Origin of the sequence: Rhodanobacter sp. OR92 (assembly GCF_000427545.1) — a bacterium.
Classification (GTDB): Bacteria; Pseudomonadota; Gammaproteobacteria; order Xanthomonadales; family Rhodanobacteraceae; genus Rhodanobacter; species Rhodanobacter denitrificans.
On sequence record NZ_KE386557.1, the window covers coordinates 124,913 to 137,949 of the forward strand.

At 71.8% G+C, this 13,037-nt stretch carries 14 protein-coding genes; 2 read left to right on the forward strand and 12 right to left on the reverse strand.

The genetic code is table 11. The features are described 5' to 3' along the window. The first annotated feature begins 43 nt into the window (after positions 1-43). Both RHOOR92_RS0114820 and moeB read left to right on the forward strand, forming a co-directional pair. Entirely contained in the window at positions 44-448 is a 405-nt protein-coding gene (locus RHOOR92_RS0114820) for a hypothetical protein (RefSeq protein ID WP_027490609.1), read from the forward strand. Positions 449-525: 77 nt separating this feature from the next. Beyond that, positions 526-1,704: a molybdopterin-synthase adenylyltransferase MoeB gene (gene moeB / locus RHOOR92_RS0114825; protein WP_027490610.1), complete on the forward strand. Its 1,179-nt coding sequence runs from the start codon at positions 526-528 to the stop codon at positions 1,702-1,704. A gap of 16 nt (positions 1,705-1,720) precedes the next feature. On the opposite strand, the gene deoD is transcribed toward moeB, so the two are convergent. The 12 genes from deoD to RHOOR92_RS0114885 all read right to left on the reverse strand — a co-directional run bounded on the left by deoD (position 1,721) and on the right by RHOOR92_RS0114885 (position 13,011). Continuing rightward, entirely contained in the window at positions 1,721-2,434 is a 714-nt protein-coding gene (gene deoD / locus RHOOR92_RS0114830) for a purine-nucleoside phosphorylase (RefSeq protein WP_007507539.1), read from the reverse strand. A gap of 10 nt (positions 2,435-2,444) precedes the next feature. After that, a complete protein-coding gene (locus tag RHOOR92_RS0114835; protein WP_027490611.1) occupies positions 2,445-3,653 on the reverse strand; it encodes a phosphopentomutase in 1,209 nt (402 codons plus the stop codon). Next, positions 3,650-4,984: a thymidine phosphorylase gene (locus tag RHOOR92_RS0114840; RefSeq protein WP_027490612.1), complete on the reverse strand. Its 1,335-nt coding sequence runs from the start codon at positions 4,982-4,984 to the stop codon at positions 3,650-3,652. The genes RHOOR92_RS0114835 and RHOOR92_RS0114840 overlap by 4 nt, the downstream gene beginning before the upstream one ends. Next, a complete protein-coding gene (gene deoC / locus RHOOR92_RS0114845; protein WP_100224858.1) occupies positions 4,981-5,733 on the reverse strand; it encodes a deoxyribose-phosphate aldolase in 753 nt (250 codons plus the stop codon). Before deoC ends, RHOOR92_RS0114840 begins: the two co-directional genes overlap by 4 nt. Before the next feature lie 198 nt (positions 5,734-5,931). After that, positions 5,932-6,591, reverse strand: a complete 660-nt coding sequence (locus RHOOR92_RS0114850) for a hemolysin III family protein (RefSeq protein ID WP_027490613.1) — start codon at positions 6,589-6,591, stop codon at positions 5,932-5,934. A gap of 23 nt (positions 6,592-6,614) precedes the next feature. Further along, positions 6,615-7,823 carry a beta-ketoacyl-ACP synthase I gene (gene fabB, locus RHOOR92_RS0114855; RefSeq protein WP_007507527.1) on the reverse strand — a complete coding sequence of 403 codons (1,209 nt, stop codon included), beginning with the start codon at positions 7,821-7,823 and terminating at the stop codon, positions 6,615-6,617. A gap of 1 nt (position 7,824) precedes the next feature. Beyond that, complete coding sequence (gene fabA / locus RHOOR92_RS0114860) at positions 7,825-8,340, reverse strand: 3-hydroxyacyl-[acyl-carrier-protein] dehydratase FabA (protein WP_008439404.1); 516 nt, start codon at positions 8,338-8,340, stop codon at positions 7,825-7,827. A gap of 103 nt (positions 8,341-8,443) precedes the next feature. After that, on the reverse strand, positions 8,444-9,892 hold the full coding sequence (locus RHOOR92_RS0114865) for an FAD-binding protein (RefSeq protein ID WP_027490614.1): 1,449 nt from the start codon (positions 9,890-9,892) through the stop codon (positions 8,444-8,446). After that, positions 9,889-10,914, reverse strand: coding sequence for a quinolinate synthase NadA (gene nadA, locus RHOOR92_RS0114870; protein WP_007507520.1), 1,026 nt, complete (start codon positions 10,912-10,914; stop codon positions 9,889-9,891). The genes RHOOR92_RS0114865 and nadA overlap by 4 nt, the downstream gene beginning before the upstream one ends. Before the next feature lie 201 nt (positions 10,915-11,115). Further along, positions 11,116-11,499: a putative zinc-binding protein gene (locus tag RHOOR92_RS0114875; protein WP_007507518.1), complete on the reverse strand. Its 384-nt coding sequence runs from the start codon at positions 11,497-11,499 to the stop codon at positions 11,116-11,118. After that, positions 11,496-12,749: a hypothetical protein gene (locus RHOOR92_RS0114880; protein ID WP_027490615.1), complete on the reverse strand. Its 1,254-nt coding sequence runs from the start codon at positions 12,747-12,749 to the stop codon at positions 11,496-11,498. The genes RHOOR92_RS0114875 and RHOOR92_RS0114880 overlap by 4 nt, the downstream gene beginning before the upstream one ends. After that, positions 12,730-13,011: a DUF2249 domain-containing protein gene (locus RHOOR92_RS0114885; protein WP_015448452.1), complete on the reverse strand. Its 282-nt coding sequence runs from the start codon at positions 13,009-13,011 to the stop codon at positions 12,730-12,732. The genes RHOOR92_RS0114880 and RHOOR92_RS0114885 overlap by 20 nt, the downstream gene beginning before the upstream one ends. Positions 13,012-13,037: the final 26 nt, after the last annotated feature.

Sequence of the window (13,037 nt, forward strand, 5' to 3'; positions counted from 1 at the left end):
CGCATGCTAATTTGCCCATCCACTCCGGGAGACCGTGACCACCATGGCGCTGACCAGCTTCCAGGATCTGCTCGACGCGAGCCGCCGGCAGCCCGAGCCGCAACGGCTGCTGTTCGTCTTCGCACGCGTCGAATTGCCGGAGGCGGCCACCGACGCGCAGCGCGAACGTGCGGCGCGGGGAGAAGGCGGCCACCTGTCGCCCAGCCTGTGCGTGGACAAGGCGCCGGAGGAAGTCGCCAGCTTCGCCGCGCTGGTGGAGGAGTCCGCAACCACCGGCCTGCCGTGGGACATCGTGTGCGTCGCCAGCCTGTCCGGTCGCGCCGGCGTGGCCCCGGGCACCGATGAGGCCGCGCAGCCCCTGCGCTTCATGGTCAACGCGATCAACAGCGGCCGCGTGGCCGAATTCGCCGCCTTCGACCGCGAAGGCAACGTGCTGCAGTTCTGCTGAGCCGCACCGCGTTTTCGCCGCGCGTGCCGCCCGGGCGCAGGCTTGCATACCCTCTCCCCCGCGCACAGACTTCCGCCATGAGCGTCCCGACGAACCGCGACTCCTGGCTGGAACAGCTGCGCCGGCGCATACCGGAGGTTTCCCCGGCGCAGGCGCTGGCGCAACAGGCCCTGGGCGCGCTGCTGATCGACGTGCGCGAAGACGCCGAGCGCGCCGCCGGCCTGCCCGCCCATGCGCTGGGCCTGTCGCGCGGCCATCTCGAGCTGCGCATCGAAGACGTGCAGGGCGATCGCGAACGCCCCGTGCTGCTGCTGTGCGCCTCCGGGCAACGCTCGCTGCTCGCCGCCGAATCGCTGCAACGCCTCGGCTACCGTCAGGTGAGCTCGGTCGCCGGCGGGTTCGCGCGCTGGAAAGCCGAAGGCCTGCCCATCGCCGCCGGCACGCTCGACCCGGATGCCGCCGAACGCTATGCACGCCAGTTGCAGCTGGCGCCGGTCGGCGAGCGCGGGCAAGCCCGCCTGGGCGCGGCCAGGGTGGCGATCGTGGGTGCCGGCGGGCTGGGCTCGCCGGCGGCGCTGTATCTCGCCGCCGCCGGCGTCGGCCAGCTCACCCTGATCGACAACGACACGGTGGAGCGCTCGAACCTGCACCGGCAAGTCGTCCACGCCGATGCGCGCGTGGGCATGGCCAAGACCGAGTCGGCGCGGATGACGCTGCAGGCGCTGAACCCGCGCATCCGCGTCGAGACGCGGACCGAACGACTGGACGCCGACAACGTGGAGCGGCTGCTGGCTGGCCACGACCTGATGCTCGACGGCACCGACAACTTTCCCACCCGCTACCTGCTGGCTTGTGCCTCGCTGCGCCTGAAGCTGCCGATGATCTACGGCGCGGTGGAGCGCTTCAGCGGGCAGCTCGGCGTGTTCGACCCGCGCCGCGCCGATTCGCCGTGCTACCGCTGCCTGTTTCCGTTGCCGCCGTCCGCGGCCGACGCGCCCAATTGCAGCGAAGCGGGAGTGCTTGGCGTGCTGCCCGGCATCGTCGGCCTGCTGCAGGCGACCGAGGCGCTGAAGCTGATCCTGGGCCTGGGCGATTCACTGGTCGGCCAGTTGCTCAGCTTCGATGCGCTGGGCATGCAGTTCCACAAGACGCGGCTGCCGCGCAATCCGGATTGCCCGGGCTGTTCGCCGCGGGCGTCATTCGCGGGCTACCCGCAGGTCGCGGCGCTGTGTTCGTCCGGCGATCGCCCGGACTGAGCGCGCCGGCCGAAACTCAACTCGCTGCCGGCAGCAGGCTGTCCAGCACCAGCGCGGTCATCCGCGCCAGGCCCTGCTCGCGCTGCGTCGGCGGCATGTGCGCGTCGTGCTGCAGGTGGTCGCTGACGGTCAGCACGGACAGCGCCTGGAAACCTTCGCGCATGGCCACGCCGTAGAGCCCGGCCGATTCCATCTCGACTCCGCGGATGCGGTGCGCCAGCAGCCGCGCGAGCAGCTGCGGGTCGCCGCCGTGGAAGCAGTCGGTGCTGAACACGCCGGCCACGCGCAGCTCCACGCGCTGCGCGGCGGCGGTGTCGACGGCCGCACGCATCAGGCCGAAATCGGCGCACGCGGCCAGCTCGTGGCCACCGAACTGCAGCCGGTTGAAGTTCGAGTCGGTCGATGCCGCCTGCGCCAGCAGCAGGTCGCCGAGCGCGACGTCGCCGACGCCGCCGCAAGTGCCCACGCGCACGATCCGGCGCACGCCGAAGACCCGCGCCAGTTCGGTGGCGTAGATCGCGCAGGACGGAATGCCCATGCCGCTGCCGATCACCGACACCCGCATGCCGCGGTAATGGCCGCTGTAACCGAGCATGTTGCGGCGGGTGTTGACCTCGACCACGCCATCGAGGAACTCGCGCGCGATGTGCCTTGCGCGCAGCGGGTCGCCCGGCAGCAATACGGTGTCGGCGATGTCGCCGGGCCTGGCGTCGAGGTGGGGCGTGCTCATGCGGCGCTCGTCATGCGGGAGAAAGGAAGCTGCGGCCGGCCGCCAGCGGCGGCAGGCCGAGGTGGCTGGCCATGCTCTGGCCGATGTCGGCAAAGCTGTCGCGCCGGCCCAGCGCACGCGGCGCCAACCCCGGCGCGAACGCCAGCACCGGGATACATTCGCGGGTGTGGTCGCTGCCCGGCCAGACCGGGTCGCAACCGTGGTCGGCGCTGATCACCAGCAAGTCGTCCGGCTGCAGCGCCTGCAGCAGTTCCGGCAGCCGCGCGTCCAGCGCTTCCAGTGCCGCGGCGTAGCCGAACACGTCGCGCCGGTGGCCGTACAGCATGTCGAAATCGACGAAGTTGGTCGCGATCAGGCTGTGCCTGCCGGCCTGCGCCATCGCCGCCAGCGTGGCGTCGAACAGGGCGTCGTGGCCGTACGCGTGCACCACCCGCGACACGCCGCGGTGGGCAAAGATGTCGTCGATCTTGCCGATCGCAATCACCTCGCCGCCGGCCGCCCGCAGTGCGTCGAACAGCGTCGGCGCGGGCGGCGGCAGGGCATAGTCGCGCCGGTGCACGGTGCGGCTGAAGCCAGTTTCCGCGTCGCCGACGAACGGCCGCGCGATCACCCGGCCGATGTGGTAGTCGGCGAGCAACGCGCGTGCCAGCTCGCACAGGCGGTACAGGCGCTCCAGGCCGAACGCCTGTTCGTGGGCGGCGATCTGGAACACCGAATCGGCCGAGGTGTAGACGATCGGACAGCCGTTGCGTAGATGCTCTGCGCCGAGGCGCTGGATGATCTCGGTGCCGGAGGCATGGCAATTGCCGAGCACGCCGGGCACGTCGCCCTGCGTCACCAGGGCCTGCAGCAGGGCGGGCGGGAACGAATGCTCGGCCTGCCCGAAGACCCCGAACGGCTGCGTCAGCACCACGCCGGCGGTTTCCCAGTGCCCCGACGGCGTGTCCTTGCCGCGCGCGCGCTCCACCGCATGGCCCCACAGGCCTTCGGGCGCAGGCAGCCCGACGAAGCCCGGCGCCGCCTGCCCGTGGATCGCGGCATGCGCCTGCGGCAGGCCGAGCCGGCTGAACTGCGGCAGGCGCAGCGGGCCGCGGGCCGCGGCGACACACGCGGCGGCGATGTGGCCAAAGGTGTCGGCGCCCAGGTCGCCGTAGGCGGCGGCATCGGGCGCGGCGCCGAGCCCCAGCGAATCGCACACCAGCCAGATCGCGCGGGTCATGCAACACGCTCCGCCGGCACGTGCCATTGCCACAGCGGCCGGCTCGGCGGCATCTCGGAGGTGATCCGGAAGGCGCAGGCCACCCTGCGCTGCACCGCCTCGGCATCGTCGGCGCGGCGGGCGTGGATGATCGCCAGCGGCTGACCGGCCTCGACGGCGCTGCCGCAGCCGAGCACCTCGGCCAGGCCCACCGCGTGGTCCAGTGCCTGGCCCGGCCGGCTGCGGCCGCCGCCCAACTCGACCACCGCCTGGCCCAGCGCGCGTACATCCACCGCCACCACGTAGCCGGAGCCGGGCGAACGAACCTCGCGTTGGATCGGTGCCCTGGCCAGATGGACGTCCGCTCGCTGCAGCAGATCCGCCGGCCCGCCCAAGGCGACCACCATGCGCGCGAAGCTCTCGGCCGCCTCGCCCGTGTCCAGCGCGCGGCGCAGGCGCCGTTCCGCATCGTTCCGATCGTCGGCCAGGCCGCCCGTGCAGAGCAACGCAGCGGCCAGCTCCAGGGTCAAGCTGAGCAGGCGCGGGTTGTCGCCGCGACCGCACAGCAGGTCGAGCACGGCGCGCAGTTCCAGCGCATTGCCCGCCTCGCGGCCCAGCAACTGGTCCATGTCGCTGTACACGACCCGCAGGTCGAGGCCGCTGCCTTCGGCAACCGCCAGCATGCGCCCGGCCAGCGCGCGGGCAGCCGCCATCCCCGGCAGCTGGGCGCCGTTGCCGGTCTTGATGTCCAGCACCAGCACGCGGGCGCCGCCGGCGAGTTTCTTGGAGAGGATCGAGGCCACCATCAGGTCGGCCACGTCCACCGTGGCGGTGACATCGCGCACTGCGTACAGCCGGCGATCGGCCGGCACCAGCTCGTCGCCCTGGCCGACGATGGCGCAGCCGACCTCCTCCACCACCTGGCGCAGACGCACGGTGGAAGGATGCACGTCGTAGCCGGCCAGGCTTTCCAGCTTGTCGAGGGTGCCGCCGGTATGCCCCAGGCCGCGGCCGGAGATCATCGGCACGTAGCCGCCGCAGGCCGCCAGCAGCGGCGCCAGCAGCAGGCTCACGCCGTCGCCCACGCCGCCGGTGGAGTGCTTGTCCAGCGTCGGCCCGGGCAGGTGATCCCAGCGCAGGCACTGGCCGGAATCGCGCAGCGCCAAGGTGAACTGGCGGCACTCCGGCGTGCTCATGCCGCGCCACGCCACCGCCATCGCGAATGCCGCGATCTGGCCTTCGCTCCAGGCGCCGCTGCCGATTCCCTGCGCCACCGCACGCAGCTGGCTGGCATCGAGCTGGCCGCCATCGCGCTTGCAGCGGATCAGGCCGGTGGCACGCTGCGCGCTCACGACGCCGCCGAGGCTGCCGCGACCAGCGCGCCGAACAGCGCGCTGGCGCCGATCCGGAAATGGGCCGGGTCGCTCCAGCCCGGGCCGAGCCGGGCTTCGGCCAGGTCCAGGTAGGCGGCCGCATCGGCCAGCGTGCGGATGCCGCCGGCCGCCTTGAAGCCGCAGCGCCCGCCCGCCTCCGCGATCGCATCGAGCATCACCGCCGCGGCCGCCAGGCTCGCGTTGACCGGCACCTTGCCGGTCGAGGTCTTGAGGAAATCCACGCCGGCCTCGAGCCCGATCGCACACGCCTGACGGATGTGTTCGGGCGTACCCAGCTCGCCGCTCTCGACGATCAGCTTGAGCACGATGCCGTCGCCGCAGACGGCGCGGCAGGCGCGCACCACCGCGCCGGCGACGGCCGCGTCGCCGGCCAGCAGCGCGCGGTACGGCAGCACCAGGTCGATCTCGTCGGCGCCGGCCGCCAGCGCCCGCTGCGTTTCGCGCTCCACCCGGGCCGGGTCGCCGCCGCCATCGGGGAAATTCACCACCGTCGCCAGCTTGATCGTGCTGCCCTGCAAGTGGCGCCGCGCGCCGGCCACGTGCTCTGGATAGACGCACAACGCCGCCGGCAACACCGGCGCGGCCAGCGCGCTCGCGCACAACGCCTCGATCTGCGCCGGCGTGTCGCTCTCGCCCAGGCTGGTCAGGTCAAGCAGGGACAACAGACGCGCCGCCAGGGCGCGCGGGCTGTGGGGGTCGTCGGACACGGGCATGCTCCATGGATCTTCAGCGGCGTGTCGGAAAAGGATCGTCCTGCCCTTTTCCAGCGCGCCAACCCAGGCACTTGGCGTGCCTGATCCGCGACTGGCCTTCCATGGCTCGGCCTGGCAGACGGGTTTCCACACCCTGCCAGCCTGCAGCCTAGGCCGCGCTGACGGCGGCTTCCTTGATCTGCGACAAGTCGATCAGAACGCGTAGAACAGCACGGCGAAGAAGTGGCAGGTGGTGCCGGCCAGCACGAACAGGTGCCAGATGAAATGGCTGTAGCGCAGCCTTTCGTCCAGCACGAAGAACACCACGCCCAGGCTGTAGGCCAGCCCGCCGGCGGCCAGCCAGGCCAGCCCGCCCGCTTCCATGCGCACCCACAGCGGGTGGATCGCGATCAGGCCGACCCAGCCCATGGCCAGGTACAGCGCGGTGGACACGTGCGGGAAACGCATCCCGCCCAGCGCCTTGAACAGCATGCCGGCCAGGGCCAGGCCCCAGACCAGGCCGAACAACCCCCAGCCCCAGCCGCCGCGCAACACGCCCAGCGTGATCGGCGTGTAGGTTCCCGCGATCAGCAGGTAGATCGCCGCATGATCGAGCGCGCGCAGGACCGCCTTGGCCTTCGGATGCGCCATCGCGTGGTACAGCGTCGAGGCCAGGTACAGCAGCACCGCGCTGCCGCCGAAACTGAGCGCACCGGCCATCGCATAACCGCTGTCGAGGTGATCGGCCCGCACCACCAGCACCGGCAGGCCGGCGATGGCCAGCAGCAGGCCCAGCCCGTGGCTGAGGCTGTTGGCCAGTTCCTCGCGCCAGCTCTGCGGCCGGGCGATCGTGGCGGTGTGGGTCGGTGACATGCGGATGGCCGGGGCGCGCGCCGTCACACCTTGGCGAACACCAGGCTGGCGTTGGTGCCGCCGAAGCCGAAGCTGTTCGACATCACCGTGGCCAGTTGCGCCGGGCGGCTCTCGCGCAGGATCGGGAAGCCCTCGGCGCGCGGATCGAGTTCGTCGATGTGGGCCGAGCCGGCCATGAAGCCCTCGTTGAGCATCAGCAGGCTGTAGATCGCCTCGTGCACGCTGGCCGCGCCGAGCGAATGGCCGGTCAGCGCCTTGGTCGAGGACAGCGGCGGCACCGCCTCGCCGAATACTTCGCGCACCGCATTGAGTTCGACGATGTCGCCCAGCGGCGTGGCGGTGCCATGGGTGTTGAGGTAGTCGACCGGCGCGTCCACGCCGGCCAGCGCCATCCGCATGCAGCGCACCGCGCCTTCGCCCGACGGCGCCACCATCTCGGCACCGTCGGAGGTGACGCCGTAGCCGACCAGCTCGGCGTGGATGTGCGCGCCGCGCGCCTTCGCGTGCTCGTACTCCTCCAGCACCAGCATGCCGCCGCCGCCGGCGATGACGAAGCCGTCGCGACCGGTGTCATAGGGACGCGAGGCGGTGGCCGGCGTGTCGTTGTGGTGGCTGGACAGCGCGCCCATCGCATCGAACTGCGCGGTCATGCCCCAGTGTTCTTCCTCGCCGCCGCCGGCGAACATCACGTCCTGCGCGCCGTGGCGGATCAGGTCGGCGGCAGCGCCGATGCAGTGCGCCGAGGTGGCGCAGGCCGCGGAGATCGAATAGCTCAGCCCCAGGATGCCGAACGCGGTGGCCAGCGAGGCGGACACGGTCGAGCACATCGTGCGCGGCACCATGTACGGGCCGATCTTGCGCACGCCCTTCTCGCGCAGGATGTCGCCGGTCTCGATCTGCCACTGTGCCGAACCGCCGCCGGAACCGGCGATCACGCCGCTGCGCGGATGGCGGATGTGCTCGATGGCCAGCCCCGCGTCGGCGATCGCCGAACGCATCGCCACATAGGCATAGGCCGCGGCGTCACCCATGAAGCGCTTCAGCTTGCGGTCGATCGCGGCATCAAGATCGATCTGCGGCACGCCCGCCACGTGGCTGCGCAGGCCGCGCTCGATGTACTCCGGGATCGCCTGGATGCCGCTGCGGCCGTCGCGCAGCGCGCGCGCCACCGTGGCCGGAAGATTGCCCAGGCACGACACGATGCCCATGCCCGTCACTACGACACGACGCATCTCAAAAACCCTCGGTGGTCTGGAACAGGCCCACGCGCATGTCGCTGGCCTCGTAGATCAGGCGATCGTCGACGAAGGTCTTGCCGTCGGCGATCACCAGCCGCAGCTTGCCGCGCATCACGCGGCGGATGTCGATCTCGTAGCGCACCAGCTTGGCCGTCGGCATCACCTGGCCAGAGAACTTCACGTTGCCCACACCGAGCGCGCGGCCGCGGCCGGGTTCGCCCAGCCACGGCAGGAAGAAACCGCTGAGCTGCCACATCGCATCCAGGCCCAGGCAGCCGGGCATCACCGGATCGCCGATGAAGTGGCAGTCGAAAAACCACAGCTTCGGATGGATGTCCATTTCAGCATGGATCAGGCCCTTGCCGTAGGCACCGCCTTCCTCGGAGATCTGCGTGATGCGATCGAACATCAGCATCGGTGGCGAAGGCAGACGGGCGTTGTCGTCGCCGAACAGCTCGCCGCGACCGCAGGCACGCAGCTGTTCGTAGTCGAAGGAGGAAGGACGTGTCATGAAATACTCGCGGGGTGAGGAACGCCCAGTGTGCCAGCTGCGCGCCGTCCTGTCTTGACGCCGATCAACCGTGCCTGCCCGTACGCGAGCGCATTGAAATGGCTCAGCGCGGACAGCCGCGATCCTGCCGCCAATGCGCGCCCAGCGAACGCCGGCGCAGGCGCATCGCGCGCAGCAGCGCCTTGGCCAGCCGTGCCTGCCAGCCGAGTTCGGCCAGCGCCGCGCAGGCCCGCCATGCATCGCGCAGGGCACCGGCCTCGCGCACCGGGCCGGCCGAGCGCCACAGCAGCTCGCGCAGCGCCGCGAGCTGGTCGGACGGCAGACTTTCGCCGCGCTCGATCACGCGAAGCGGGCCGTTGCCGGACGCCGGTACCGACGCGTCCGCCAGCAACCGGCCCAGCCGGCGGCCGCACAGCACGCCTTCCAGCAGCGAATTGCTGGCCAGGCGATTGGCGCCGTGCACGCCATTGCAGGCCACCTCGCCCACCGCGTACAGGCCCGGCACGCTGGTGCGCCCGTCCGCATCGGTGGCCAACCCGCCCATGTGGAAATGCGCCGCCGGCGTCACCGGCAGCGCCTGCCGGCGCGGATCGAAACCGTGCGCCAGGCACGCGGCCAGCACGGTAGGAAAGCGCTTTCCCCAATCGCCGTCCACTGCCGTCGCGTCGAGCCAGACCCGCCCACCCGCTGCCTGTTCTGCAGCCACGCGCCGCGACACTACGTCGCGTGGAGCCAGGTCGCCCAGCGGGTGCACCCCCGCCATCAGCGCGTTGCCGTCGGCATCGTGCAGGCGGGCACCGGCACCGCGCAACGCCTCGGTGATCAGCGGCAGGCAGTGGCCCGGCACGTCGAGCGCGGTGGGATGGAACTGCACGAACTCCAAGTCGCGCGGTGCGGCCCCCGCCGCCAGTCCCAGCGCGAGACCGGCGCCATCGGCGCCCGGCGGGTTGCTGGTGCGCGCGTACGAGGCGCCGATGCCGCCGGTGGCCAGCACCACGGCCGCCGCCTCGACTTGCTCATGACGGCCGCGCTCGTCGCGGGTGCGCACGCCCACCACGCGCCCTCCGCGCAGCAGCAGGCCATCGACATCGACACCACCGCGCCACTGCACGTGCATCGCCGCCTGCGCCATGGCGCGCAGTGCCTGCACCAGCACGGCCCCGCTGGCATCGCCGCCGGCGTGCACGATGCGCGCCGCGCCGTGGCCGCCTTCCCGGCCAAGCTGCAGACGACCCTGTGCATCGCTGTCGAAAACCACCCCCTGCGCCTGCAGCCACGCAATTGCCGCGGGCGCCTCGGCCGCCAGCCACTGCACCATCGCCGCGTCGTTGTGGTTCGCACCGGCGGCCAGCGTGTCGGCGGCATGCGCGGCGGCGCTGTCCTGCGGATCGAGTGCCGCGGCGATGCCGCCCTGGGCCAGCGCACTGGCGCTGCCGCAGCCATCGTGGGCGCGACACAACAGCCGCACCGGCGCCGGCGCCATGGCCAGCGCCGTCGCCAGCCCGGCCACGCCGCCGCCCACCACCACGACTGGCAGGTATGCGTGCCTCACACGCTTTCGCGCCGCCCGATGGCCAGCATGCGCTCCAGCGCGGCGCGCGCGCGCACGCTGACGTCGGCGGGAATCTCGATCGCGTGGCGCAGGTCGCGCAGGCTGGCGTAGATGTTCTGCAAGGTGATCCGCTGCATGTGCGGACACAGGTTGCACGGCTTGATGAACTCGGTCTGCGGGAACTGCGACTTGAGGTTGTCGGCCATCGAGCACTCGGTGACCATCGCCACCCGGGCCGGCTTCTCGCGCGCCAGCCACTTGCCCATGGCGGTGGTGGAGCCGACGAAGTCGGCCTCGGCCAGCACCTCGGGCGAGCATTCCGGATGCGCCACCACCTTGGTGCCGAACTGCTCGCGCACGTGCCGCACTTCCTGCGCGGTGAAGCGCTCATGCACTTCGCAGCGGCCGTGCCACAGGACGATTTCCACCTGCGTCTGCTTGGCGATGTGGCGGCCGAGGAACTCGTCGGGCAGGAAGATCACCTTCGGCGCGCCCATCGCCTCCACCACCTGCACCGCGTTCGCCGAGGTGCAGATCGCGTCGGATTCCGCCTTCACCGCAGCCGAGGTGTTGGCGTAACTCACCACCGGCGCGCCGGGATGCTGCGCGCGCAGCGCACGCACGTCGGCGGCGGTGATCGAGGAGGCCAGCGAGCAGCCGGCCTCCCGGTCGGGGATCAGCACAGTCTTGTGCGGCGCCAGGATCTTCGCGGTCTCGGCCATGAAGTGCACGCCGCACAGCACGATCAGGTCGGCATCGCAGCTGGCCGCGGCCTGGGCCAGGCCGAGCGAGTCGCCGGTGATGTCGGCCACGCCGTGGAAGATCTCCGGCGACTGGTAGCTGTGCGCCATGATCACCGCGCCGCGCTGCTTCTTCAGCTTGTTGATCGCGTCGATCCACGGCAGGTGCAGCGGAATCTCCAGGCACGGCACCAGCGGTTCGAGGCGCTCGGCCAGTGCGGCGTATTCGTGTTCCAGTTCGTCGCGCCAGACCGGCACGGGCAGGTTTGCAGGGGCGGTCATGCTGATCGCTTTTCGATGGAGGGAAACGGATGGGCTCAGGCGGTGGCGGCGCGGCAGACGGGCGCGGCGTGCCGGCCCGGAGGCTCCGCCGCCCGCGGCAAACGGCGCGGCAACGGCCGTGAAGGGATCGCGCTGAAAATCGGGCCGGGCATGGTGGGCGGCATCATGGCCGGCCCGACCGCCCGCGCGCCTTGACCCACGTCAACCATCCTGCCCGGTGGCGGCGAGCGCCTGCGCCGCCGGCAGCACGTCGGCGGCGTACAGCCGCTGCGCCTCGACCGGATCGAAATCCGCGTGCTGGCGTTTCTTCACGCCATGCTCGGAGAGCACCACGTGGGTATCGGCCAGCACGCCCGCGTTGGCGAGGCAGGCCGCGACACACTTCAGCACGCAGCCGTCCAGCGCCAGGATGCGCCGCCCGCTCCGCGCCGTGCGCACCAGCCCGGTGACGCCGCCGCCGACGCCGGCGATGCAGGACATCTCGGCGACGCCGGCGCGATCGAGTTGCAGCGCCAGGTGATTGGCCATCTGCGCCGCACTGGAACAGCCGGAGCAGGAATAGACGAGCGGCAACTTGGCACTCACGGGCGAGCCTCCACGGTCGACAGGAAAAGATGCGCGCGCCGGCGCACGCCGCGCAGCGTCCACCACGCGCTGCCCCACGCCAGCACCAGCGCCAGCCCGGCGACACGCGCCAGCCACGCCGACGGCCACAGCACGGCAGTCGGCAACAGCAGCAGCGGCAGTTGCGCCAGCAGCGCGCGGGTCTTCTCGGGCACCGGCAGCAGCCGCTGCACGCCGGGCAGCTGCACGCCGCGGCCGATGCGCCGGTGCAGCTCGATCCAGCCGATGAAGGGCACGATCTCCAGCATCATGCCGGTGACCAGCAGCGGCAGCGCGACGCCCAGCCCCAGCGCACCGGCCAGCATGCCGCCGCGCACGTCCGCGAGCAACGCCAGTGCAGCCAGCGCCAGCACCATCAGTCCGGCGCGCCAGCTCCACAGCAGCGGCCCGCGGCGCAGCCGCGGCGCACGCCATTGCAGCCACAGTCCGGCGACGGCGAACGCCAGCGTGAGCACAGCCACCGTGCCGACCAGCCAGGCGCCACCGCCATCGACCAGACGCCAGATAGCCGCGCCGAGCAGCATCAGCACCGCGCTGCCCAGCCACGCCGCCTGCATCGGCTCGCGCACCGTGCCGGTACCCTGGAACATCGGCATCACCACCCGCGCCACGCTGGCCATCAGCACCACCACCCAGCCCAGCACGCCCCAGCCTGCATGCACGTCGGCGATGGCGGCCAGCGGCAAGGCCAGGCGCCCGGCAAGGCCCAGCGCCAGCAGGCCGCCGAGCAGCGCGGTGAGCACGGCGAAGCCGATCGCCACGCCGAAGCCCGCGCGCAGCAGGCGCTGCCCGGCCGTGGCCAGCAGGCCGGGCACGGTCATCGCCGCCAGCAGCACGAAGGCCAGCGGCAGCAGCAGCGCCGCAGCGATCAGGGCTAGGCGCCAATGTTGGTGCAAACCGGCCACCAGCAGCAGCACACCGAGGTTGAACAGGCCATGCAGCCACGGCCCCAGCACCGCGCTGCCGCGCACCCGCACGCCGGCCGCGGCCGGCAGGAACTGCAGCACGCTGCCGAGCATCGCGTTGCCCAGCACGCCGAGCGTGAACACGTGCACCAGCGCCAGCGTGGCCGGGTTCCAGCGCATGCGCAGCGCCGCCTCGCCATCGACGATCAGCAGCGCGCCGGCCAGCATGCCCCAGCATGGCGCGCCGAGCAGGAAGCGCCGCGGCAGCGACGGCGTCGGCGCCTGCTCAAGCCGAAGCTGCGTCATCGCCGTCCGGGCAGCGGATCAGCACGCGCGCGCCGCCGGTCGGCAGGGCGAACGCCGTCGTCCGCATGCCGCGCGATGCCAGTGCGTCGAGCAGCGGCAGCGGCATCAGCGGCGTGAGCACCTGCACCGCCTGCCCCGGCAACAGCGCCTCGGCTGCCGCCAGCGCGCGCAGCATCGGCTCGGGCGACGGCAGCCAGCGCAGGTCGAGTTCGGGAAGTACCGCGTCGTCGACGCGGTGTTGCGGGGAGGGTTTCGCGTGCATGGCGCCATCTCAACGCAGCGGCGGCG

Coding starts and splice junctions, on each gene's coding strand:
- RHOOR92_RS0114820 (WP_027490609.1), top strand. CDS start 44: ATGGCGCTGACCAGCTTCCAGGATCTGCTCGACGCGAGCCGCCGGCAG.
- moeB (WP_027490610.1), top strand. CDS start 526: ATGAGCGTCCCGACGAACCGCGACTCCTGGCTGGAACAGCTGCGCCGG.
- deoD (WP_007507539.1), bottom strand. CDS start 2,434: ATGAGCACGCCCCACCTCGACGCCAGGCCCGGCGACATCGCCGACACC.
- RHOOR92_RS0114835 (WP_027490611.1), bottom strand. CDS start 3,653: ATGACCCGCGCGATCTGGCTGGTGTGCGATTCGCTGGGGCTCGGCGCC.
- RHOOR92_RS0114850 (WP_027490613.1), bottom strand. CDS start 6,591: ATGTCACCGACCCACACCGCCACGATCGCCCGGCCGCAGAGCTGGCGC.
- fabB (WP_007507527.1), bottom strand. CDS start 7,823: ATGCGTCGTGTCGTAGTGACGGGCATGGGCATCGTGTCGTGCCTGGGC.
- fabA (WP_008439404.1), bottom strand. CDS start 8,340: ATGACACGTCCTTCCTCCTTCGACTACGAACAGCTGCGTGCCTGCGGT.
- nadA (WP_007507520.1), bottom strand. CDS start 10,914: ATGACCGCCCCTGCAAACCTGCCCGTGCCGGTCTGGCGCGACGAACTG.
- RHOOR92_RS0114880 (WP_027490615.1), bottom strand. CDS start 12,749: ATGACGCAGCTTCGGCTTGAGCAGGCGCCGACGCCGTCGCTGCCGCGG.
- RHOOR92_RS0114885 (WP_015448452.1), bottom strand. CDS start 13,011: ATGCACGCGAAACCCTCCCCGCAACACCGCGTCGACGACGCGGTACTT.